The organism is Solimonas flava DSM 18980 (genome assembly GCF_000426685.1).
Lineage (GTDB): Bacteria > Pseudomonadota > Gammaproteobacteria > Nevskiales > Nevskiaceae > Solimonas > Solimonas flava.
Genome location: NZ_AUFV01000008.1, coordinates 87,771 through 109,344, shown reverse-complemented (window position 1 = coordinate 109,344; position 21,574 = coordinate 87,771). Strand labels below are relative to the sequence as shown.

Genomic DNA, 21,574 nt, shown 5'->3' with positions numbered 1-21,574 from the left:
ATAATCCATCCCGTCGTGCGGCCGGGCGTGCGCCGCGCCCGGTGCCGGTTCCCGGATGGTTCCGGCGCTGCCGCCGCCGATGCGCGCGGCAGGAGGGCCGCGCGCATCGGCGGGACGGACTTCAGCGGCCGACGAGCGAGCGGGCGATGACCTCTTTCATGATTTCGCTGGTGCCGCCGTAGATGCGCTGGATGCGCGCGTCGACGAAGTAGCGCGAGATCGGGTATTCGGTCATGTAGCCGTAGCCGCCGAACAGCTGCAGGCAGGCGTCGGTGACGCGGCCTTCCATCTCGGTGGTCGCCAGCTTGATCATCGCCGCGGTCGGCACGTCCATCTTGCCTTCGGCGTACAGCGCCGTGCACTTCTCCATGTAGGCGCGGTGCACTTCGATATCGGTCTTGATCTTGGCCAGTTCGAAGCGCGTGTTCTGGAACGCGGCGATCGGCTGGCCGAAGGCCTTGCGCGTGATCACGTACTCGATGGTCTTCTCGAGCGCGCCCTGGGCGTGGGCCACGGCCGAGACGGCGAGCACCAGGCGTTCGCGCGGCAGCTCGTCGATCAGGTGGCCGAAGCCGCCGCCGAGGCGGCCGAGCACGTCGTCCTTGGACACGCGCAGGTTGTCGAAGAACAGTTCCGAGGTATCGGCCGAGTGCAGGCCGATCTTGTCGAGGTTGCGGCCGCGCTTGAAGCCGGGCAGCGAGGTGTCGACGGTGAACAGTGTGGTGCCCTTGGCGCCAGCCTTCGGGTCGGTCTTGGTCGCCAGCACGACGACGCCGGCGTGCTGGCCGTTGGTGATGAAGGTCTTCGAGCCGTTGATGACGTAGTCGTCGCCGTCGGGCAGGGCGCTGGTCTTCATGCCCTGCAGATCGGAGCCGGCGCCCGGCTCGGTCATGCCGACCGCGCCGATGCACTCGCCGCTCGCCATCTTCGGCAGATACTTCTGCTTCTGCGCCTCGCTGCCGAGGTGCAGGATGTACGGGGCGACGATGTCGGAGTGCACCGTCAGGTTCGAGGCCAGCGCCAGGAAGCCCATGCGCGCCGCTTCCTCGACGACCACGCAGGAGAATTCGAACGGCGCGCCGATGCCGCCGTATTCCTCGGGCTGGTCGACGCAGAGCAGGCCGGCTTCGCCCATCTGCAGATAGAGTTCCTTCGGGAAGATGCCGGCCTTCTCCCACTGCTCGTAGTGCGGCTCGACGTGGTCGGCGAAGAAGCGCTTCACCGTGTCGCGGAACAGTTCCAGCTCGTTGCTCAAGGTCAATCTCCGGAAAATGGGTGCGCGCATGATACGGGAGCGCGCCGGCGGCAGACGGCCGCGCCGTGCCGACGCCGCGGCTAGCGGTAGCGCGCCTCGATCAGGTCGATCTCGCGCACGAGCTTGCGCGACACCTCGTCGGAGATGCGGCCATGGCGGGCCAGCGCGAAAATCGCCTCGCGTTCGGCGGCGAGGCCGGCCAGGCGTAGCTCGCGTTCGGCGTCGTCGGCGCGGCGCAGCTGGCCGGCGGCGACGCCGACCGGCGCCGTCTGCTCGGCCAGACGGCGCTGATAGAGCGCGATGACGCGGGCCGCGGCGCTGGTGTAGAGCTCGACGTCGCTCGGCGTGCGCGAGTGCGCGCTCTGCGCCTGGCGGATGGCGGCGACCGCGGCGCGCGCCGCGCTGCGCCGGGCGTGGTCTTCCTCGCGATGCGTTTCCGGCTCGGCCGGCAGTTCGAGGCCGGTCAGCAGGCGCGGCAGACCGACGCTGGCCAGCAGCAGCGATACCAGGATCACCGAGGTGGCGAGGAAGATCGCCAGGTCGCGGGCCGGGAACGCGCTGCCGTCGGGCAGCGCCAGCGGCAGCGTCAGCACGCCGGCCAGCGTCACGGCCCCGCGCACGCCGGCCAGCGAGGTCGCGACGATCAGCCGCCAGTGCGGGCGCCGCTCGGCGCGCGGCCGGTGCCGCGTCTTGAACAGGCTGACGCGCAGCGAGCCCCAGACCCACAGCAGGCGCAGCGCGAACAGGCCGAAGGTGATGGCCAGCACATAGACGGCCAGCCACCACGGATTGACGTGGCCGCTCTGTTCGACCGAGGTCACGGCGTCGCGCAGGATGCGCGGCAGCTGCTCGCCGAGCAGCACGAACATGATGCCGTTGAGCGCGAACTGCACGGTGTCCCATACCGCCGTGCGCTGCACGCGCGTGGTCGCCAGCGCGGTGCCGCTGAGCTCGACGTAGCTCATCGTGATGCCGGCGGCGACCGCGGCGAGGATGCCGGACGCGCCGATGTGCTCGGAGATCAGATAGGCGCCGAACGGGATCAGCAGGCTGAGCAGGATCGACGCGCCGCTTTCCTCGCCGAAATGCCGCGACAGCCATTGCTGCGCGCGCGTCGCCCCCAGGGTGAAGCCGAGGCCGACGGCGATGCCGCCCGCCGCCAGCCACAGGAAGGTCAGCGAGGCCGAGGCCAGCGAGAAGCCGCCGGTCATCGCCGCGGCGACGGCGAAACGGAAACAGACCAGGCCGGACGCGTCGTTGAGCAGCGACTCGCCTTCGAGGATGTGCATCAGCCGTTTCGGGATCGGCACGCGTGCGGCGATCGACGAGACCGCGATCGGGTCGGTCGGCGAAAGGATCGCGGCGAGCGCGAAGGCGACCGGCAGCGGGATCGCCGGGATCAGCCAGTGGATCATGAAGCCGGCGCCGACCACGGTGAACAGCACCAGACCGAGCGCCAGTTCGAGCACGACCGGCAGGTCGCGAAACAGCCCGTCCTTGGGAATGTGCCAGCCGTCGAGGAACAGCAGCGGTGGCAGGAACAGCAGGAAGAAGATGTCCGGATCGAGACCGACGCCGCGGTTGAAGCTGCCGGCGATGATCGCGCCGAGGCCGATCTGCACCAGCGGCAGCGGCAGCGAGAACGGCAGCACGCGGACTACGTACCCGCTCGCCAGCACGGCGAGCAGCATGAACAGGGCGACTTCTATCGAGCCCATATGCCGGTCGTGGGCCGCTCGCGCTCAGCGCCCGCCGGGCGCGGCGCGGCAGGCGTCGGGATGCGAGGAGGCCGGCATCGTCACGCGGAGTTTCAGCGGCGGAAGCGCAGGCTCAGGTCGCCGTAGGCGTCGATGCGGCGGTCGCGCAGGAACGGCCACCAGCGGCGCACGTTCTCGCTGCGCTGCAGATCGACGTCGGCGAGCAGCACATCGGCTTTTTCGCCGGCCTTGGCGATGAACTCGCCCTGCGGTCCGGCGATGAAGCTGTGCCCCCAGAACTGCGCGCCCGGCCATTGGCCGGTCGGATCGGGCTCGAAGCCGACGCGGTTGGCGACCAGCACCGGCAGGCCGTTGGCGACGGCGTGCGCGCGCTGGATCGTCACCCAGGCGTCGCGCTGGCGCGCCTTCTCGTCGTCGTCGTCCTGCGGGTTCCAGCCGATCGCGGTCGGGTACAGCAGCAGGTCGGCGCCGGCCAGTGCCATCAGGCGCGCGCCTTCCGGATACCACTGGTCCCAGCAGACCAGCACGCCGAGACGGCCGACACTGGTGTCGATCGGTGTGAAGCCGAGGTCGCCGGGCGTGAAGTAGAACTTCTCGTAGTAGCCCGGATCGTCGGGGATGTGCATCTTGCGGTAGATGCCGGCGAGGCTGCCGTCGGTTTCGAGCACCACCGCGGTGTTGTGGTAGAGGCCCGGCGCACGGCGCTCGAACAGCGAGCCGACGATGACGACGCCCAGCTCCTTGGCGAGCGCGCCGAGCCAGGCGCTCGACGGGCCGGGAATCGGCTCGGCGAGGTCGAACAGCTCGGTCGATTCGTGCTGGCAGAAGTACAGCGAGGTGTGCAGCTCCTGCAGCAGCACCAGCCGGGCGCCGCCGGCCGCCGCCGCGCGGATGCCTTCCTCCGACATCTTCAGGTTGATGTCGCGCTCCGGCGTGCACGGCTGCTGGACGATGCCGACGCGCAGGTTCTTGTTCTGGCTCATCGCTTCACTCGCTGGCGGGGACGCTGGGAATCTGCATGGTGACGCAATGCAGGCTGCCGTACTGCTGGATCAGGGCGCGGCAGTCGATGCCGATCACCTTGCGTCCCGGGAAGCAGGGGCGCAGGCGTTCGAGGGCGACGGCGTCGTTCGGATCGCCGTAGGTGGGCACCAGCACCGCGCCGTTCAGGATCAGGAAGTTCGGATAGCCGGCCGGCAGGCGCCGGCCGTCCTCGTCGAAGACCGGCAGCGGCAAGGGCAGCGGCACCAGCTTGTAGGGCGCGCCGTCGCGCGTGCGCAGCGCCCGCAGCTCCGCCTCCATCGCCTTGAGGTCTTCGTAGTGCGCGTCCTGCTCGTCGTCGCAGGCCTGGTAGGCGATCGTGCGCGCGTCGCAGAAGCGCGCGACGGTGTCGATGTGGCCGTCGGTGTCGTCGCCGATCAGGTCGCCGTGCTTGAGCCACAGCACGCGCTCGACGCCGAACCACTGCTGCAGCCGCGCCTCGATCTGCGCGCGGTCGAACTGCGGGTTGCGGGTCCTGGCCAGCAGGCAGCGCTCGGTGGTCAGCAGCGTGCCTTCGCCGTCCGATTCGATGCCGCCGCCTTCGAGGACGAAGTCGAGCGATTCGACCGGCGCCTGCCAGACCTGCTGCGCCGCGAGCTCGCGCGTGACGCGATCGTCGAGCGTGGCGTCGAATTTGCCGCCCCAGCCGTTGAAGACGAAGTCGAGATGCACCGGCCGGCCGTTGCGGAACACCGTGATCGGGCCGTGGTCGCGCGCCCAGACGTCGTTGGCCGGCACCGCATACAGATGCAGGCGCTCGGCTTTGGCGCCGCCTTCGACCAGCCGCTGGCGCAGCGCCTCCAGATCGGGGCCGGCGGCGATGATCAGATCCTCGAAGTAGGTGATCGCCACGGCGATCGACAGGAAGGTGTCCTCGACGGCTTCGAAGTGGCGCGCGAAGTCGCCCTCGGGGCGCGGCCAGGTCAGCTGCACGGCGCGTTGCGGGGCCCATTCGGCGGGCAGGACGGAAGCGGTGACGATCGGGGACGGGGCGGTCATCGGCGCGGAACGGTCGTGGCGAGGGGAGGGTAGCGCGCAAAACGATCCGGGGCGCTTGCGCGCCCCGGATCATGCGAAACCGATTTTACCGTGCGACGACGTCCGCTCGCTATTGCGCCGGCTTCAGTTCGTCGACATGCGACAGCGGCGGCGGGTCGCCCTTGGTGACCACGTCGATCACCGTCGAGCGCTCGAAGAACACCGAGTAGCCGTCGTAGTCCCAGCGCGTGATCGGCGGATGCTTCGCGCTGCCGCCGCCGGCCGGCGCGTGGCGGGTGTGCGGTTCGCCGAACTCGCGCAGGACGCTGGCCTGCGTCTGGCCGCGCTGCGGCAGCACGATCGGTCGGCTCTGCGGCGCCGCTTCGGCCGGCGGCAGGTCCAGCTGTTCGGCACTGGCGAGCGGTCCGGCCAAACCGGCCGCCAGGCTCGCGGCGAGTGCGAGCGCCCCACAAAAAGTCTTGCGCATAAAAAGACTTGGCCCCCAAAGCTTGAGCGGACTATAGCATCGGCCGGCGTCGTTTTCGAAACCCCCGGGGACGGTCTTGCATCGGACCGCGAGCGCGCCTGATTGCATTGAGACGGCGTGCGCGAGCGGCGGCGGTGGCCGGCTGCCGCAGCGCACGCGGTCTGGCTGCGAGGCCGACCGTTCACCAAGAAATATTCGATCGGAACAGGGGGGCGTCGCGATGGATCGCCAGACCGGGCGGGGCGGGGGTGGTGCGGGATCGTCATGCTCGGCATCGCGCCGGCGGCCTACGCGCAGCCGGGCGCCGACGCCTGGGCGTCGCTCGGCGCCGGCTACTACGACGGGCAGGATTACGGCGCGCCGGCGGGTCAGCCGAAGACGCAGGCGCAGAAGACCGGTGGCTGGGAAGTCTATGCGGCGCTGACGGCCGGCTCGCGCGTCGCTGCGCGGCTGCGTGCGAACGGGCTGACCGATGACACGAACAACACTGCCGAGGAAGTGGCGGGCGAAGTCGGCATGGCGCTCGGTTCGACGCGGGCCTACGCCTTCGCCGGCCTCAGCCGGCTGACCGATGTCGCCAATGATCGTCAGCGGCCGATCGTCGGCGTGCCGCTGGAATTGCTGCTCTATCCGGCGCGCGGGCTCGAACTGGGTCTGCACGGCAATCTGAACGCGCGGAGCGATTTCATCGGCGTGACGATCGGCGGCGTGTTCGGCAAGGATCGCGCGCGCTGACGGCGTCGCGCCGGCCCGTGCGCGGTCAGACCGTGCCGGCGGCGTCCGTCTGCGCGATGAAGGCGCGCGCCGCGGCTTCGACCTTCTCGCCGGCGTCGATCAGCAGCGCTTCTTCCTGCTCGATCGACCACAGGTTCTGACTCTCGATGTAACGCTTCAGGCGCCGGATCGGGCAGCGCTCCCAGGCGGCGCGCAGCTCGTCGGCCGAGCGCCGGCGCGCGGCGTCGTCGCCGTGTCCGTCGCGCAGGCGCGGGCTCAGGGCCTCGATCAGCGTCGGGCCGCCGCCGCGGCGCGCGCGCTCGACGGCGCGGACGAAGGTGAAATGCGTGGCGACGATATCGTTGCCGTCGACCAGCTCGGCATGCACGCCGGCGGCGAGCGCGCGATGCGCGAGCGTGGCGCTCGCCGCCGGCACCGGCCATTGCGGGCTGGCGATCACGAGCACGATCGGCAGATTGGCCTGCGTCGCCGCGGTCGCGGCGGCGATGAAGGGCTCGTCGACGATCGCATCGTCGCAGGACAGCAGCACGACGCGGGTGCTGCGTTCGTCGCGAGCGGCGCGCGCCGCGGCGACCGCCTGCGGCAGCGCTTCGCCGTCGTCGTCGGCGCCGGCCCAGCGGCGCAGCAGCGCGGGCATTGCCATGCCGCGGATCAGCAGCGCCGCGCATTCGCGGTGCGCCGGCACGAGCACGTCGTCGGCGCGCAGCGCATGGCCGATGGCGGTGCCGATCGCCTCGCGGCCGAGCCCGCTCCGATAGTGGCGCAGTAGCCCGGCGCGCTGCAGGGCGACGGCCTTCTTGTCGAAGCTGCGCGCCTCGACCATCGCCCGGTAGAACGCGCGCAAGGTGTCGGGCTGGCGCGCGAAGTCCGGCAGCGGGGCCCGCACCTGTCCTTCCGCATCGAGAAACTGCGTGAGGAAGACCTGGAAGCGGGCGACGCGCGTCGCCGCAGGATCGGAATGGATCACGCGCGGTCCTGAATCGTTGTCGTTGTCCGCACGTCGTCTCCCTGAATCACCCGGGCCCGCGCGGGGCCCGGGTGACGTGCGCTGTCGGCGACCGATTCTCCGCTGCGTGCCGGGGGGCAGCCATTCGGGAATTCACCCAAGGCTGCGGGACATCCCCCGGTGCGTCGCGAGCGAGTTTCCGAGCGTGCCTCGCGTGTGGCGGCTCGCGGCCGGTCGGCGTGTCAGGTTCCATCGACGCACGCCACCGGCGCGAGCGCGGTAGCGCGCTCGCTCAGCTTTGCCGGCAAGAGCGCCGGCCAAGAGGTCCGCGCGCACGCGACCGCATTGCGCGGTCGCGTGCCGGAGGTGCGACTTCAGTCGAGCAGGTCCGAGTAATCGCGCAGCCGGTAGGCGGCCAGCGTGACCCAGGGCGCCTGTTTCGGCAGGTCGATGCGCGTGGCCTTGATCGTGCGCGCGGAGAGACCGTCCTCGTCCCACGAGCTGATCTCGCGCGCGTACTGGCCGGCGATGTCCCAGACCACGCGCAGATGGCGCTGGCCGCTTTGCGCTTCATACGTCTGCAGGCCGTCCGCTTCCGGACCGGCCTTCTGCAGCTTCTGAAGATCGGCGGGGTCGAGCAGGTGATAGGCCTCGGCCCAGCTGCCGCCGAAGCCGACATTGCCGTAATTGGCCGGGCCGACTTCGATCAGGCGTTGTTCGTGATGGTCGACGAGACGCACGTAAAGGCTGTGATCGGTGTTCTGCCGGATCCACAGCGGTGCGCCGACGACATCGTCGTGCGTGTGTCCGAGCGCGCTATGGGCTTGCGCCTCGTGACGCTTCTTGATCGCGTCCGGGATCTCTCGCTCGATCCAGAGCAGATCGCCGTCGCGATAGACGCGCTCCGCGTACGACAGCTGGTGGCGCGAGCCGTCGCTGCCGATCGTCCAGCCCAGGTATTCGACGTGCAGGTTCGAGGCGGACGCCGCGGCCGTGGCCGGCTTCAACCAGGGAAGTACCAGGGCCAGCAGGAGCGCCGGGCCCAACAGGAAAAGAATCTTGCGCATGTGCTACTCACGAAAAGAGGGGCGGGTGCGTGCGCACCCGCCCCTTGTCATGGCCAGGATCAGAGACCAAGCGCGGTCTTGAGCTTGCCGAACACGTCGATGTTGTTGATCGTGCCCTTCAGGCTCTGGCTGCCGGCGCCGTCGGCGAACAGCATCACGTCGCCGCTGCCGTGCGTTTCGGAACCGGGCGAGCCGAGCTTGACGCCGACTTCCTGCAGGTAGTCGTCGGCCTGGGTGTCGATCATGCTCGGGTCGTCGCGGCTGGCCAGGCGCGGGCCGCCGCCGTTGCCGAATACCAGCGTCGTGTACGCCTTGCCGTCGTTGGCGGAAGCCGGAGCGTCATCGCCCGGCGCGTAGCCGTGGACCACGCCGAGGATCGGATTGCCGATCTTCGGGTAGCCGTTGAAGGCCATCACGTGATCGTGGTCGGCGGTGACCACGATCAGCGTGTCTTCCAGGTCGACCAGTTCCAGCGCCTTCTTGATGGCCGAGTCGAACGCGAGCGTATCTTCGAGCGCGCGCTTGGCGTTGGTGCCGTGCAGCGCGTGGTCGATACGGCCGCCTTCGACCAGCAGGAAGTAGCCCTTGTCGTTGCGCGACAGGACCCGGATCGCGGCTTCCGTCATCTGCGCCAGGCTCGGCTCGTTGAGCGAGTTCTTGACGCGGTCGAGCTCGTAGCTCATGTCGCTGTTGGTGAACAGGCCCAGCAACTTGCTCGTCGTCGAGGTGTTGATCGCCGACAGCGCCGTGGCGTTGGCGACGTACGTGTAGCCGGCGTTCTGCATTTCGGTGAGGAGATTGCGGCTGTCGTTGCGGCTGCCGCCCGAGGTGGACGGCACGAAGTGGCGGCGGCCGCCGCCGAGAACGACGTCGAGGCCGTCATCGCCAAGCTTCGCGTTGTAGCCCTCGCCGCCCGGAACCATCTGCTTCGCGATCGTGTTCTCGGCGTTGCGGTTGCAGACGTGGGCGTAAGTGGTGGCCGGCGTCGCGTGGGTGATGCGCGTGGTGCTGACGACGCCGGTGCCGTAGCCCTGTGCCTTCATGATCTCGAGCAGCGTGTCGACCGCGGTGCCGTTGCCGGTCTCCGGGCAGGTGCTGTCGCCGCCGCTCTGGTACGGCGTGCCGTCCGGCGCGTTCGGGTTGGTGTCGGCCGACATCGAGATCACTTCGTTCTTCGACTTCGAACCGGTGATGTAGCCCGACATGCCCGGTGCGCTGTCGGTCGTCTGCGCGTCCTGGGAGTAGGTGCGAACGCGCGCGGTGTGGCGAAGCTGTTCCATCGCGAGCTTGTTGGCCTCCGGGACAGCCAGGCCGGCCTTCTCGCCGCCGTAGATACGGGCAGCGGTCACCGTGACCGGGCCCATGCCGTCGCCGAGGAAGAAGATGACGTTCTTGGCATCCGCGGCGCTGGCTTGAGCGGCGAAGATCAAGGCTGCACCGGCGAGGATGCCGGCGACAATGGTCGTGTGTTTCATTGCGGAATCCTAATTATTCGTAGGAGCTTCAGAGGCCGAGCGCGGTCTTGATCTTGCCGAACACTTCGACGTTGTCGATCACGCCGTGGAAGTTGTCGGCGCCCAGACCGGTCGCGCCGAGGAACACGTCGGCGCCGCCGTGCGTTTCCGAGCCGAGCGGAATCGTCGATTCCTGGATGTAGCCGTCGGCACCGGTTGTCGTTTCGTCCAGCGTGGCGCGAACTTCGGCTCGGTTCGGGCCGTCGCCGAAACCGATGTTGGTGTACGGATTGCCGTTGACGTCCTTGCGCGGCTGGCCCTGCGACGGACCGTTGGCGTACTCCTTGACCAGACCCAGGATGCCCGCGTTTTCGGCCGTGGTCGGACCGGTGCGCTGCGCATAGCCGTTCAGGACGAGCGTGTGATCGTGGTCGGCGGTGACGACGATCAGCGTGTTGGCCAGGCCCGGATCGATCGTCTCCATCTTCGCGATGGCGGCGCCGATGGCGTCATCGAACGCGATGCCGTCGACCAGCGCGCGCTTGGCGTTGGCGGCGTGCAGCGCGTGGTCGATACGGCCACCTTCGACCATCAGGAAGAAGCCCTTGTCCTTGGTGGCGAGCAGGTCGATGGCCTTCTCGGTCATTTCCTTCAGGCTCGGTTCGTTCGCCGGGTTGCGGTCGAGCTCGTAGCTCATGTCGCTGCTGGTGAACAGGCCGATCACCTTCGAGGTGGCGGTGGTGACCGCGCCGAACTCGGCACTGTTCGAGACGTAGGTGTAACCCTTGGCCTTCATCTCGTCGATCAGGTTGCGGTCGTCGCTGCGCGAGCTGCCGGCGCCCTTGGGCAGGAAGTGGCGACGACCGCCGCCGAACACGACATCGATGCCTTCGCCGAGCTTGGCGTTGTAGCCGGTGCCGCCCGGCACCATCTGCGCCGCGATCGTGTTCTCGCCGTTGCGGTTGCAGACGTGGGCGTAGGTGGTGGCCGGCGTGGCGTGGGTGATGCGCGTCGTGCTGACGACGCCGGTGCCGTAGCCCTGCGCCTTCATGATTTCCAGCAGCGTGTCGACCGGCGTGCCGTTGCCTTCCGGGCAGGTGCTGTCGGCGCCGCTGATGTACTGGCTGCCGTTCTCGGCGTAGGCGTTGGTGCCGGCGCTCATCGAGATGACTTCATTCTTCATCTTGACGCCGGTCATGTACGCCGCCATCGACGGCGCGCTGTCGGTGACCTGGGCGTCTTCGGAATAGGTGCGGACGAAGGCGCTTTCCGGCAGCTTGTCCACCGTCAGCTGGCCTTCTTCGCCGACCTTGTAGATGCGCATCGCCGTCATCGTGGTGATGCCCATGCCGTCGCCGAGGAAGAAGAGCACGTGCTTCTTCGGCGCTTCCGCCGGCGGCGGGGTTGAGTTCTTATTGTCGTCGTTGCAGGCGGCGAGCGATAAGGTTCCGGCGATGGCGCACGCGGTAACGATGCCGGCGCCGAGGCGGCGGCGCAGTGACGGTTTCTGCATGGTGACTCCCTGGGTCGCTAATTGGGGTGTGCGGCTAGCGGCGGCCCTGGAGGGTGCGCCGATAAGACGCGCGAACCCTAGCCGAGCATGGTTGCGATGCCGTGACCGCTATGTGACAGTCGATCGTCAGCGCTTCCGGCGGCGGGCGAGTGGCGCGCGCTGGCGGCCATGTGCTCCAATTCACCGCTTATGCGTAATCCATACGAATTGTTCGCCGGTCTGCGCTACACGCGGGCGAAGCGGCGCAATCACTTCATCTCGTTCATCTCGCTGGCGTCGATGCTGGGCATCGCGATCGGTGTCACGGCGCTGATCACGGTGCTGTCGGTGATGAACGGCTTCGAGCGCGAGCTGCGCACGCGCATTCTCGGCATGGCCTCGCACGCGACGATCGCGGCCTACCGCGGCGGGCTCGAGGACTGGCAGAGCGTCGCCAAGCTGGCGGCGCAGAACAAGGACATCGCCGCCGTCGCGCCGTACGTCGAAGGCGAAGGCATGGTCAAGGTCGGTTCCGACCTGTCCGGCACGATGCTGCGCGGCGTGATTCCGGCCGAGGAGAACCGGGTCTCCGAAATCGGCCAGCACATCAAGGCCGGCACCTTCGAGTCGCTGACGCCGGGCTCCTACAACATCGTGCTCGGTTCGGAACTCGCCGAGTCGCTCGGCGCGACGATCGGCGACAAGGTCGACCTGATGATCCCGCAGGCTTCGGTGACGCCGGCCGGCGTGCTGCCGCGCTTCCGGCGATTCACCGTCAGCGGCATCTTCCGCGTCGGCATGTATGAGTTCGACCGCGGCCTGGTGCTGATCAATCTGCAGGACGCGCAGGCCCTGCTGCGCATGGGCGAGACGGTGACCGGCGTGCGCCTGAAGCTGTACGATCTGTTCGCGGCGCCCCGCGTCGCGCGCGATCTTGCCAACCAGCTGCCGGGCATCTATTACATCTCCGACTGGACGCGCAGCCACGCCAATTTCTTCCGCGCCGTGGCGACCGAGAAGATGGTGATGTTCATCATCCTGTCGCTGATCGTCGGCGTCGCCGCCTTCAACATTGTCTCGACCCTGGTGATGGTGGTGCAGGACAAGCAGGCCGACATCGCGATCCTGCGCACGCTCGGTGCGACGCCGCGCTCGATCATGGCGATCTTCATGGTCCAGGGTTCGATCATCGGTTTCGTCGGCACCGCATTCGGCGTGGCCGGCGGCGTGCTGCTGGCGCTGAACGTGGAAACGCTGGTGCCGCTGCTCGAACGGCTGACCCATCACCAGTTCCTGGCTCCGGACGTCTACTACATCAGCGATCTGCCGTCGGAACTGAAGCTATCCGACGTCATCCGCATCGGCTCGCTGTCGCTCGCGCTCGGCCTGCTGTCGACGCTCTATCCGGCCTGGCGCGCGTCGCGCGTGCAGCCGGCGGAGGCTCTGCGCTATGAATAGCGCGACGAACAGCTTGGAGGAGCTCCATGCAGAGCACGAGGGTCATAGCGTCGTGAGTGGTGACGCGAACACCATGAATCCGACCATTATCCAGGCGAAGGCGCTCGGCAAGACCTTCGACGACGGCCGCCTGCATCTCGACGTGCTCCAGGGCATCGACCTGACGATCGGCCGCGGCGAACGCGTCGCGATCGTTGGCGCCAGTGGCAGCGGCAAGTCGACGCTGCTGCACTGCCTCGGCGGTCTCGATGCGCCGTCGTCGGGCGAGGTCTGGGTCGCCGGCGAGAACATGTCGGCGCTGTCGGACACCGCGCGCGGCCGCCTGCGCAATCGTGCGCTCGGTTTCGTCTACCAGTTCCATCATCTGCTGCCGGAATTCACGGCGCTCGAGAACGTGGCAATGCCGCTGCTGATCCGGCGCATGCCGGATCGCGAGGCCTTCAAGCGCGCGGCCGAGCTGCTCGAACGCGTCGGCCTCGGCGAGCGCCAGCAGCACAAGCCGGGCGAGCTGTCCGGCGGCGAGCGCCAGCGCGCGGCCGTCGCGCGGGCGCTGGTGACGCGGCCGGCCTGCGTGCTCGCCGACGAGCCGACCGGCAATCTCGACACCAAGACCGCCGAACGCGTCTTCGAGCTGATGCTGGAGCTCAACCGTGAACTCGGCACCAGCCTGGTCGTCGTCACCCACGATCTGCACCTGGCCAGCCGCATGGATCGCATATGGACGCTCGACAGCGGGCGCCTGGTCCAGACCTCCGTGCCGTAGCGATCGCCTTCACGGCGGGCGTGCTGCTGGTGCACGCCCTGTCGTCCCTGCCGTCCCCGTGGTGGTTCGCGGCGCTGCTGCCGCCGGCGCTGTGGCCGTGGCGCGGCCGTGCGCTGCTGCTGGCGCTGCTGCTCGGCACGCTGCTGACGGACTGGCACGCGCAGCGCCGGCTCGATGCGCGCTGGCCCGAGTCGGCCTACAACGAGGAGCGCTGGCTGCGCGGCACGATCGCCTCGCTGCCGGAACGCGCCGACGAGCCGGCCGGAGAGGACGGCGCCCCGCGCCGCACCTGGCGCTTCGCTTTCGTGCCGGAGCCGGACGAGGACCTGCCGTCGCGCATCCGCGTGTCGTGGTACCGCACCGACGCGGTGCCGGCCGGCGGCCAGTGCTGGCGCCTGAAACTGCGCCTGCGCGCGCCGCACGGTTCGCTGAATCCCGGCGGCTTCGACTACGAGGCCTGGCTGTTCCGTCAGCACCTCGGCGCGACCGCGACCGTGCGCGAGGCCGAGCCTTGCGCGGCGACCGGCGCATGGCCGGTGCTGCGCCTGCGCCAGGCGTGGAGCGATCGCGTCGACGCCATACTCGGCGCGCGCCCGGGCGCCGCGCTGCTCAAGGCGCTGACGATCGGCGCCACTGCCGAGCTGGGCGACGCCGACTGGGACGCCTTCCGGCTGACCGGTACCACGCACCTGATCGCGATCTCCGGCTTCAATCTGGCGCTGGTGTCGGGCTTCGCGTACTTCGTGCTGCGCTGGGCCTGGGCACTGTCGGCGTGGCTGTGCCTGCGCGTGCCGGCGCAGCGCGCCGCGCTGTTCGGCTCGGCCGGCGTCGCCGCCGTCTACGCGCTGCTCGCCGGCTTCGAGCCGCCGGTCGCCCGCGCGCTGTTCATGCTGCTGGTGTTGGTCGCCGCGGCGGCGCTGTATCGCTTCACGCAGCCGAGCCGGGGGCTGGCGCTGGCCTGGCTGGCGATCGTTGCCGCCGATCCTTGCGCCGTCCTGGCGCCGGGCCTGTGGCTGTCGTTCGCCGCCGTCGGCGCGATCTTCTATCTGGTCGTCGGCCGCTGGCGGCCGGAGCCGGCCTGGCGCGCGGCGGTGCGCGTACAGCTGTTCCTGAGCTTCGTGCTGGCGCCGCTGACGCTGTTCTATTTTCACGGCCTGGCCTGGGCGGCGCCATTCATCAACCTGCTCGCCGTGCCGCTGTTCGCGCTGCTGACGCCGGCCTTGCTGCTGGTCGCGCTGGCCGGCTCGCTGTCGCCGGCGCTGGCCGGCGCATGGCTGCCGCCGACGGCGACGCTGCTCGAATGGGTGCTCGCGGCGCTGCAGGCGCTCGCCGCGCACTGGCCGATGGCCTGGCTGCCATCGGCGCCGCCGCTGGCGGCGCTGGCGCTGGCGCTGCTCGGCAGCCTGCTACTGTTCGCGCCGGCCGGATTGCCGCTGCGGCCGCTCGGCGCCCTGTGCCTGCTGCCGCTGCTGTGGCCGCCGCAGCAGGCGGTGCGCGGCGGCCTGGAGCTGCAGGTGCTCGACGTCGGGCAGGGGCTTTCGGTGCTGGTGCGCACTGCGCGCCACAGCCTGCTGTTCGATGCTGGGCCCGCCTACGAAGACGGCTTCGACGCCGGCGCCTCGGTGGTCGCGCCGTACGTACTGACGCGCGGGCTGCGCGGCGTCGACCTGTTGGTGCTGTCGCACGGCGACCGCGATCACGCCGGCGGCGTGCCGGCGCTGCGGCGCCTGCTGCGGCCGATGCGCGAGATCGGCACCGAACGCGGCGAACCTTGCCGCGATGGCGAGCGCTGGGAGTGGGACGGCGTGCGCTTCGCGCTGCTGCATCCGCCGGCTGCGGCCGACGCGGACGACGCGCGAGCCGACAATGACCGTTCCTGCGTGCTGAAGATCGACGGGCCGTTCTCGCTGCTGCTGCCGGGCGACATCGAGCGGCGCGCCGAGGTGCGGCTGCTCGACGCCCATCCGGCGGCGCTGCGCGCCGACGTACTGCTGGCGCCGCACCACGGCAGCCGCAGCTCCTCGAGTCCGGCCTTCGTTGCCGCCGTCGGTGCGCGCGAGGTGATCTTCGCCAGCGGCTGGCACAACCGCTTCGGCCATCCGCGAGCGGAGGTCGTGCGCCGCTACCTCGACTGCGGCGCGCGCCTGTCGATGAGCGGCGAGGCAGGCGCGATCACGATCTTCGGCGAAGCCGGCGCGCTGCGCGTCGAGCGCTGGCGCGAGCGTGCGGCGCATTACTGGAACGCGCCGGCGGCGGCGCAGCCCTATTGGCGAACGGCCGGCGAGGCGCTGCCGGCGCAGCCCTGCGGCGGCTGAAGCGGGCGCGCAAAAGACGCACCGAAGGACGGGGCGTGTACCAGGGGGACGCTCCGCAGTACGGGCGCGCAACGCAAAAGACCCCTGCCGGGGCAGGGGTCTTGTCGCGCGGCGCGCGGCGCCGGCCTACAGCTGCGTCGGGTTCGGCGCGTCGCCGTAGACGGCCTTCGGATCGAAGGCTTTTTCGGATTCCTGATAGTGCAGCTCGCGCACTTCGGGGCCCTCGCCGGTCGGTACGGAGCGGTAGAAGCAGGAGCGGTAGCCGACGTGGCAGCTGGCCTCGCCGACGACTTCGACCTTCAGCCAGACGGCGTCCTGGTCGTCGTCGATGCGCAGGTCGACGACTTTCTGGATCAGGCCCGAGGTCGCGCCCTTGTGCCAGATGGTCTTGCGCGAGCGCGAGTAGTAGTGCGCCTCGCCGGTCAGGATCGTCTGCTTCAGCGCTTCGGCGTTCATGTAGCCGAGCATCAGCACTTCGCCGCTGGCGGCGGCCGTCGTCACGCAGGGCAGCAGGCCGTGCTCGTCGAACTTGGGCGCGAGCTCCTTGCCCTCTTCGACCTGTTCGACGGTGACGCGCGGAAAGAAGTGAATGTCGGTACCCATGATGCTCGGCAAATCGTGGCGGAATCCGGGCGGCCCGGCGGCGGGCCGCCCGTGAGGGCGGCCTTTATATCACAACCGGCCGGGTTCGCCGGTTCGGGCGGCGCGCCGGCGTTTACTGCACGGTGGCGCGGCGGTTGCGGACCGGTTCCGGCGCCTGCATGCGCACCGGGCGTTCGTTGCGCGGAGCCGTCGCGGCGTTCGGCGTCGGGCGCGAGAACGGCGTGCGGCCTTCGATGCGCGGCGTGTCGCGCACCGGGCGCGAACCGAAACCGCCGTTGTCCGGCCGCACCGGCGCCTGCTGCGGCGGACGCGACGGTTTGCCGGCGCCAGCCTGCTGCGGGCTGCCGGCGCCATTCCGGTCGCGGGTCCAGACGTTCTGCCACGGTGCGCGGGCGCCACCGCGGTCCGGGATGTTCGACGGCGGCGGCTGGCCGTGGCCGCCGCCGTGACCGTGATCGTCGCCGCCGTGATGGTGGTCGTTGTCATGATCGTGATCGTGACCGCGCGGCGGATCGCGGTAGACCGGATAGTAGTGGTCGCGCGTGTAGACGTAGGTTGCGCTCGACCCGCCGTAGTAGGACGGCGGGTAGTAGGACGGGCCGTAGTAGGACGGACCGTAATAGGCGCCGCCGTAGTACGCATTGCCGTAGCCGTACGGATCGTCGTCGACATAGGCTGGCGGCGGCGCGGTGCCGACGCTGCCGGCGACGTAGCCATACGACACGCCAGGCCGCGCCGGCGCGTCGACGACGCAGCCGCCGAGGGCCAGGGAACCGGCGGCGGCGAGCGCCAGCGCGGCGATGCGGAGTGCGGACGGACGTTTGCTCATGGCCGCTACTGTAGCGCGGCGGTCTGAATCCGGACTTAATCCCGCGGCCCGGGATGACCGTCGGTCCGCGCGATCGCGCCTTTCATCACGCCTTCGTAGGCGCGCACCGCGATCGCGCGGCCGGGCCGCGACGGCGCCAGACGCCCGGCAAGGTGTGCGGCGATCTGCTCGACGGTACTGTCGGTATCGAGCAGGTCGCAGCGGGACTCCGGCAGCGCCAGTTCGTAACGGCCCTCGCGCGCGGTGTAGGCGAAGCGGATGCGGCCGGCGTCGCGGGCGACGATGTCCTCGCGCGTGCCGAGATAGATATCGCGCCAGCGCTCGGCGACGTCGCGCTCCAGTGCCGCATCGCGCGCGCCGTCGACGCGCACCTCGATGCGCGAGCGGTGGCCGTGGGCGATGCGCTGGCACAGGCCCTCGTGCTTCTTGAGGCCATGCACATAGTGGTAGTACGCCCCGTCGATGCGCTCGCTGCGCAGGTGCAGCCCGAGCCGGGCGACGTTGGCCGGCAGATGCGCGGCGAGCATCGGCCGCAGGTGGGCGGCGACGGTGTCGGGCGTGATCGCCGCGGCGTCGACCAGGCTGACGGCGGTGGCCGGCGAGCTGTGCTCATAGACGCCGGGCGCCGCTTCGAAGCTCAGGTTCAGGCGCTCGCCGTCCGGGGCCAGCTGCAGGCCCGGCGCGCGGTGCGGCACCAGCAGGCTGTGGTCGACGCTGGCGTCGATCGCGCGCTTGAGCCGCTTCTTGACCTCGCCGAAGTCGAGCACCATCGACTGGCCGTCGAGCGCGCCGTCGAGTTCGACGTCGACGATCCAGCTTTCGCCGACCAGGCCGCGCACCGCGTCCAGGTAGGCGCAGTCGATGACGGTCAGCTGTTCGACGAAGAGGCAGGACATGGCGGGAAGCCGGCGGCGGATCAGTGTACGGCGGCGGCAGGGTACACATCGCCGGCGCCCCGTCAATCGCGCCGGCTCGCGCCGCGCCGGCCGCGGCGCGGGACGCGGGCGGGCGCGTGGTTTAAAATCTCGGGCTTTCCGTGGCTTATCCACCGGCTTCTCCCGACATGACCGTCGTTACCCGTTTCGCCCCCAGCCCGACCGGCTATCTGCACATCGGCGGCGCGCGCACCGCGCTGTTCTCGTACCTGTACGCCAAGCGCCACGGCGGCAAGTTTCTGCTGCGCATCGAGGACACCGATCGCGAGCGTTCGACCCAGGAGGCGGTCGACGCGATCTTCGAGGGCATGGCCTGGCTGAACCTGAAGTCGGACTTTGCCGAGATCTACCAGACCCAGCGCTTCGACCGCTACAAGGAAGTGATCGGGCAGATGCTCGCCGCCGGCAGCGCGTACTACTGCTACTGCAGCAAGGAAGAACTCGACGCGATGCGCGCCGAGCAGATGGCGCGCAAGGAAAAGCCGCGTTACGACGGCCGCTGGCGCCCGGAGCCGGGCAAGACGCTGCCGCCGATTCCGGACGGCGTGCAGCCGGTCGTGCGCTTCAAGAATCCGCTCGAAGGGCAGGTCGTGCTGAACGATCTGATCAAGGGTGAGATCGCGTTCGACAACGCCGAGCTCGACGACCTGATCATCGCCCGCGGCGACGGCACGCCGACCTACAACTTCTGCGTCGTCGTCGACGACTGGGACATGGGTATCACGCACGTGATCCGCGGCGATGACCACGTCAACAACACGCCGCGCCAGATCAACATCCTCAAGGCGCTCGGCGCGACGCCGCCGGCCTACGCGCACGTGTCGATGATCCTCGGCGCCGACGGCGCCAAGCTGTCGAAGCGCCATGGCGCCTTGTCGGTGACGGAATACCGCGCGATGGGTTTCATGCCGGAAGCGTTGCTGAACTACCTCGTGCGCCTCGGCTGGAGCCATGGCGACCAGGAGCTGTTCACGCGCGAGGAGATGATCGAGAAGTTCGACTTCGATCATGTCTCGGCGAGCCCGGCGCGCTTCGACATGGAGAAGGCCTGGTGGGTCAACCACCAGTACCTGAAGATCGCCGATCCGGCCATCGTCGCGCCGGAGTTCGACTGGCATCTGCGCCGCCTCGGCGTCGATCCGGCGAACGGTCCGGATCTGAAGCGGGTGATCGAGCAGCAGCGCGAGCGTTGCCGGTCGCTGGTCGAGATGGCCGAGAAGTCGAAATTCTTCTACGCCGAGCTCGATGGCTACAACGAAAAGGACGCCGCCAAACATCTGAACGCCGACGGTGCCGCCGTGCTCGAAGCGCTCGCCGCGCTGCTCGAGGCGCTGCCGGACTGGACGGCCGAGGCGTTGCATGTCGCGGTCAACGGCTTCGCCGAAGGCCGCGGCCTGGGGCTGGGCAAGGTCGCGCAGCCGCTGCGCGTCGCCTGCTGCGGCATGGCGGTTTCGCCGCCGATCGACCAGACGCTGTTCCTGCTCGGACGGGAGCGAACGCTCGCGCGGCTGAAGGCCGCGGTCAGCTACGTTCGCAGCAAATCCTGATTCCGAATACCGAAGAACACCATGTCCATTCAGATCACTTTTCCGGACGGCAACGTCAAGTCGTTCGACGCGCCCGTCACCGGCCTCGCCATTGCGCAAGGCATCTCGCCGGGTCTCGCCAAGAAGGCCGCAGTCATCGCCGTCAACGGCGAGCTGTGGGACCTGACGCGGCCGATCGACCGCGACGCGAAAATCGCCATCGTCACCCGCGACAAGCCGGAAGCGCTCGAAGTCATCCGCCACGATGCCGCGCACGTGCTCGCGCAGGCGGTGCAGGAGCTGTTCCCCGGCACGCAGATCACCTTCGGTCCGGCGACCGAGGTCGGCTTCTACTACGACTTCGCGCGCGAAGTGCCGTTCACCGACGCCGATCTCGAAACGATCGAGGCGAAGATGCGCGAGATCGTCAAGCGCGATCTGCCGATCACCCGTGAGGTGTGGCCGCGCGAGCAGGTCATTGCCTACTTCGACGAGCACGGCGAGGCCTTCAAGTCCGAGTGGGTCAAGGAAGGCATCGCGGCGGACGAGGAAATCACTATCTACAGGCAGGGCCCGGACTGGCTCGACATGTGCCTCGGTCCGCATCTGCCGTCGACCGGCAAGCTCGGCAGCGCGTTCAAGCTGACGCGCGTCGGCGGCGTCTACTGGCGCGGCGACGCCAGCAACGCGCAGCTGCAGCGCATCTACGGCGTGGCGTTCGCGACCGACGACGAGCTGAAGGCGTATCTGAAGCAGGTCGAGGAAGCCGAGAAGCGCGATCACCGCAAGCTCGCCCGGCAGCTCGATCTCTTCCACCAGCAGGAAGAGGCGCCGGGCATGGTGTTCTGGCACCCGAAGGGCTGGGCGATCTGGCAGGCGGTCGAGCAGTACGTGCGCGGCGTCTACAAGAAGAGCGGCTACCGGGAAGTGCGCGGCCCGCAGATCATGGACGTGAGCCTGTGGAAGCGTTCCGGGCACTGGGACAACTACCACGAGAACATGTTCTTCACCGAGTCCGAGAAGCGGACCTACGCGGTGAAGCCGATGAACTGCCCGGGCCACGTGCAGATCTTCAACGCCGGCCTGCATTCGTACCGCGACCTGCCGATCCGCTACGCCGAGTTCGGCGGCTGCCACCGCAACGAGCCGAGCGGCGCGCTGCACGGCATCATGCGCGTGCGCGCGTTCACGCAGGACGACGGCCACATCTTCTGCACGCCCGAACAGGTCGAAGGCGAAGTCACCGCCTTCCACCAGCAGGCGATGGCGGTCTATGCCGACTTCGGCTTCGACAAGATCGACGTCAAGCTCGCGCTGCGCCCGGACAAGCGTCTCGGTACCGACGAGGCCTGGGATCGCGCCGAGAACGCGCTGCGCGCGGCGCTGCGCGCGGCCGGCGTTGAATGGACCGAGCTGCCGGGCGAGGGCGCGTTCTACGGTCCGAAGATCGAATACCACCTCAAGGACTCGATCGGCCGTGCCTGGCAGGTCGGCACCATGCAGTTCGATCCGATGATGCCGGAGCGTCTCGACGCTTCGTATGTCGACGAGAACTCGCAGCGCCAGCGGCCGATCATGCTGCACCGCGCGATCGTCGGTTCGATGGAGCGCTTCATCGGTATCCTGCTCGAGCACCATGCCGGCAGCCTGCCGTTCTGGCTGTCGCCGGTGCAGGTCGTGGTCGCGCCGATCGTCTCCGACGTCGACGGCTATGCGCGCGAAGTCGGCGAGCTGCTCAAGGACGCCGGCCTGCGTGCCGAGACCGATCTGCGCAACGAGAAGATCAACTACAAGATCCGCGAGCACGCGCTGCAGAAGATTCCGGTCATCGTCGTCGTCGGTCGCAAGGAAGCCGAGGAGCGCAAGCTGACGCTGCGCTTCCGCGGCGAAGAGCATCAGGAAACCCTGAGCCTCGACGAAGCCGTGCAACGCCTGCGCGCGCTGCGCTGAACGAATCCGCCCGCCGTCTTCA

Annotated in this window: 18 protein-coding genes; 6 read left to right on the top strand and 12 right to left on the bottom strand. The window is 69.1% G+C overall.

Going from position 1 to position 21,574, the window contains the following annotated elements:
- Positions 1-121: 121 nt before the first annotated feature.
- The 5 genes from K343_RS0109505 to K343_RS21560 all read right to left on the bottom strand — a co-directional run bounded on the left by K343_RS0109505 (position 122) and on the right by K343_RS21560 (position 5,479).
- Positions 122-1,285 carry an acyl-CoA dehydrogenase family protein gene (locus tag K343_RS0109505; RefSeq protein ID WP_051278114.1) on the bottom strand — a complete coding sequence of 388 codons (1,164 nt, stop codon included), beginning with the start codon at positions 1,283-1,285 and terminating at the stop codon, positions 122-124.
- Between the two features lie 50 nt (positions 1,286-1,335).
- Positions 1,336-2,973, bottom strand: a complete 1,638-nt coding sequence (locus K343_RS0109500) for a Na+/H+ antiporter (protein WP_028007875.1) — start codon at positions 2,971-2,973, stop codon at positions 1,336-1,338.
- Positions 2,974-3,065: 92 nt separating this feature from the next.
- Complete coding sequence (locus K343_RS0109495; protein WP_154662498.1) at positions 3,066-3,956, bottom strand: carbon-nitrogen hydrolase; 891 nt, start codon at positions 3,954-3,956, stop codon at positions 3,066-3,068.
- A 4-nt stretch (positions 3,957-3,960) separates the two neighbouring features.
- A complete protein-coding gene (locus tag K343_RS0109490; protein ID WP_028007873.1) occupies positions 3,961-5,013 on the bottom strand; it encodes an agmatine deiminase family protein in 1,053 nt (350 codons plus the stop codon).
- Between the two features lie 109 nt (positions 5,014-5,122).
- Entirely contained in the window at positions 5,123-5,479 is a 357-nt protein-coding gene (locus K343_RS21560; protein WP_051278113.1) for a hypothetical protein, read from the bottom strand.
- 117 nt (positions 5,480-5,596) lie between these two features.
- Here K343_RS21560 and K343_RS0109480 point away from each other — a divergent pair, with 117 nt between their 5' ends.
- Positions 5,597-6,214 carry a hypothetical protein gene (locus tag K343_RS0109480; RefSeq protein WP_154662497.1) on the top strand — a complete coding sequence of 206 codons (618 nt, stop codon included), beginning with the start codon at positions 5,597-5,599 and terminating at the stop codon, positions 6,212-6,214.
- A gap of 25 nt (positions 6,215-6,239) precedes the next feature.
- Here the strand turns inward: K343_RS0109480 and K343_RS21555 are convergent, their stop codons facing one another.
- From K343_RS21555 to K343_RS0109460, 4 genes are all read right to left on the bottom strand, one after another.
- Positions 6,240-7,181: a thiamine pyrophosphate-dependent enzyme gene (locus K343_RS21555; protein ID WP_051278112.1), complete on the bottom strand. Its 942-nt coding sequence runs from the start codon at positions 7,179-7,181 to the stop codon at positions 6,240-6,242.
- Positions 7,182-7,534: 353 nt separating this feature from the next.
- On the bottom strand, positions 7,535-8,227 hold the full coding sequence (locus K343_RS21550) for a hypothetical protein (RefSeq protein WP_051278111.1): 693 nt from the start codon (positions 8,225-8,227) through the stop codon (positions 7,535-7,537).
- A gap of 59 nt (positions 8,228-8,286) precedes the next feature.
- Entirely contained in the window at positions 8,287-9,702 is a 1,416-nt protein-coding gene (locus tag K343_RS0109465; protein WP_028007871.1) for an alkaline phosphatase, read from the bottom strand.
- Positions 9,703-9,730: 28 nt separating this feature from the next.
- Positions 9,731-11,194: an alkaline phosphatase gene (locus K343_RS0109460; protein WP_051278110.1), complete on the bottom strand. Its 1,464-nt coding sequence runs from the start codon at positions 11,192-11,194 to the stop codon at positions 9,731-9,733.
- A 189-nt stretch (positions 11,195-11,383) separates the two neighbouring features.
- On the opposite strand from K343_RS0109460, the gene K343_RS0109455 reads away from it, so the two are divergent.
- The 3 genes from K343_RS0109455 (at position 11,384) to K343_RS21545 (ending at position 15,709) form a co-directional block, all read left to right on the top strand.
- Complete coding sequence (locus tag K343_RS0109455) at positions 11,384-12,631, top strand: lipoprotein-releasing ABC transporter permease subunit (protein WP_028007869.1); 1,248 nt, start codon at positions 11,384-11,386, stop codon at positions 12,629-12,631.
- 73 nt (positions 12,632-12,704) lie between these two features.
- Complete coding sequence (lolD, locus tag K343_RS0109450; protein WP_028007868.1) at positions 12,705-13,394, top strand: lipoprotein-releasing ABC transporter ATP-binding protein LolD; 690 nt, start codon at positions 12,705-12,707, stop codon at positions 13,392-13,394.
- A gap of 29 nt (positions 13,395-13,423) precedes the next feature.
- Positions 13,424-15,709, top strand: a complete 2,286-nt coding sequence (locus K343_RS21545) for a DNA internalization-related competence protein ComEC/Rec2 (protein WP_161628871.1) — start codon at positions 13,424-13,426, stop codon at positions 15,707-15,709.
- 126 nt (positions 15,710-15,835) lie between these two features.
- On the opposite strand, the gene hisI is transcribed toward K343_RS21545, so the two are convergent.
- From hisI to K343_RS0109430, 3 genes are all read right to left on the bottom strand, one after another.
- Positions 15,836-16,312 carry a phosphoribosyl-AMP cyclohydrolase gene (gene hisI, locus K343_RS0109440; protein ID WP_020648455.1) on the bottom strand — a complete coding sequence of 159 codons (477 nt, stop codon included), beginning with the start codon at positions 16,310-16,312 and terminating at the stop codon, positions 15,836-15,838.
- A gap of 112 nt (positions 16,313-16,424) precedes the next feature.
- Positions 16,425-17,141, bottom strand: coding sequence for a hypothetical protein (locus K343_RS0109435; protein WP_028007867.1), 717 nt, complete (start codon positions 17,139-17,141; stop codon positions 16,425-16,427).
- A gap of 35 nt (positions 17,142-17,176) precedes the next feature.
- Positions 17,177-18,037, bottom strand: a complete 861-nt coding sequence (locus K343_RS0109430; RefSeq protein WP_028007866.1) for a 6-carboxytetrahydropterin synthase — start codon at positions 18,035-18,037, stop codon at positions 17,177-17,179.
- A gap of 167 nt (positions 18,038-18,204) precedes the next feature.
- On the opposite strand from K343_RS0109430, the gene gltX reads away from it, so the two are divergent.
- Together gltX and thrS are read left to right on the top strand one after the other, a co-directional pair.
- Positions 18,205-19,623, top strand: a complete 1,419-nt coding sequence (gene gltX / locus K343_RS0109425; protein ID WP_028007865.1) for a glutamate--tRNA ligase — start codon at positions 18,205-18,207, stop codon at positions 19,621-19,623.
- A 21-nt stretch (positions 19,624-19,644) separates the two neighbouring features.
- Positions 19,645-21,552, top strand: coding sequence for a threonine--tRNA ligase (gene thrS, locus K343_RS0109420; RefSeq protein WP_028007864.1), 1,908 nt, complete (start codon positions 19,645-19,647; stop codon positions 21,550-21,552).
- Positions 21,553-21,574 lie beyond the last annotated feature (22 nt).

Excerpts from the sequence above, each read along its gene's own strand:
- K343_RS0109465 (WP_028007871.1), bottom strand. The coding sequence starts at position 9,702 with ATGAAACACACGACCATTGTCGCCGGCATCCTCGCCGGTGCAGCCTTG.
- K343_RS0109460 (WP_051278110.1), bottom strand. The coding sequence starts at position 11,194 with ATGCAGAAACCGTCACTGCGCCGCCGCCTCGGCGCCGGCATCGTTACC.
- K343_RS0109455 (WP_028007869.1), top strand. The coding sequence starts at position 11,384 with ATGCGTAATCCATACGAATTGTTCGCCGGTCTGCGCTACACGCGGGCG.
- K343_RS0109505 (WP_051278114.1), bottom strand. The coding sequence starts at position 1,285 with ATGCGCGCACCCATTTTCCGGAGATTGACCTTGAGCAACGAGCTGGAA.
- K343_RS0109435 (WP_028007867.1), bottom strand. The coding sequence starts at position 17,141 with ATGAGCAAACGTCCGTCCGCACTCCGCATCGCCGCGCTGGCGCTCGCC.
- thrS (WP_028007864.1), top strand. The coding sequence starts at position 19,645 with ATGTCCATTCAGATCACTTTTCCGGACGGCAACGTCAAGTCGTTCGAC.
- lolD (WP_028007868.1), top strand. The coding sequence starts at position 12,705 with ATGAATCCGACCATTATCCAGGCGAAGGCGCTCGGCAAGACCTTCGAC.
- K343_RS21550 (WP_051278111.1), bottom strand. The coding sequence starts at position 8,227 with ATGCGCAAGATTCTTTTCCTGTTGGGCCCGGCGCTCCTGCTGGCCCTG.
- K343_RS0109430 (WP_028007866.1), bottom strand. The coding sequence starts at position 18,037 with ATGTCCTGCCTCTTCGTCGAACAGCTGACCGTCATCGACTGCGCCTAC.
- K343_RS21560 (WP_051278113.1), bottom strand. The coding sequence starts at position 5,479 with ATGCGCAAGACTTTTTGTGGGGCGCTCGCACTCGCCGCGAGCCTGGCG.
- K343_RS0109490 (WP_028007873.1), bottom strand. The coding sequence starts at position 5,013 with ATGACCGCCCCGTCCCCGATCGTCACCGCTTCCGTCCTGCCCGCCGAA.
- K343_RS0109500 (WP_028007875.1), bottom strand. The coding sequence starts at position 2,973 with ATGGGCTCGATAGAAGTCGCCCTGTTCATGCTGCTCGCCGTGCTGGCG.
- K343_RS0109495 (WP_154662498.1), bottom strand. The coding sequence starts at position 3,956 with ATGAGCCAGAACAAGAACCTGCGCGTCGGCATCGTCCAGCAGCCGTGC.
- gltX (WP_028007865.1), top strand. The coding sequence starts at position 18,205 with ATGACCGTCGTTACCCGTTTCGCCCCCAGCCCGACCGGCTATCTGCAC.
- hisI (WP_020648455.1), bottom strand. The coding sequence starts at position 16,312 with ATGGGTACCGACATTCACTTCTTTCCGCGCGTCACCGTCGAACAGGTC.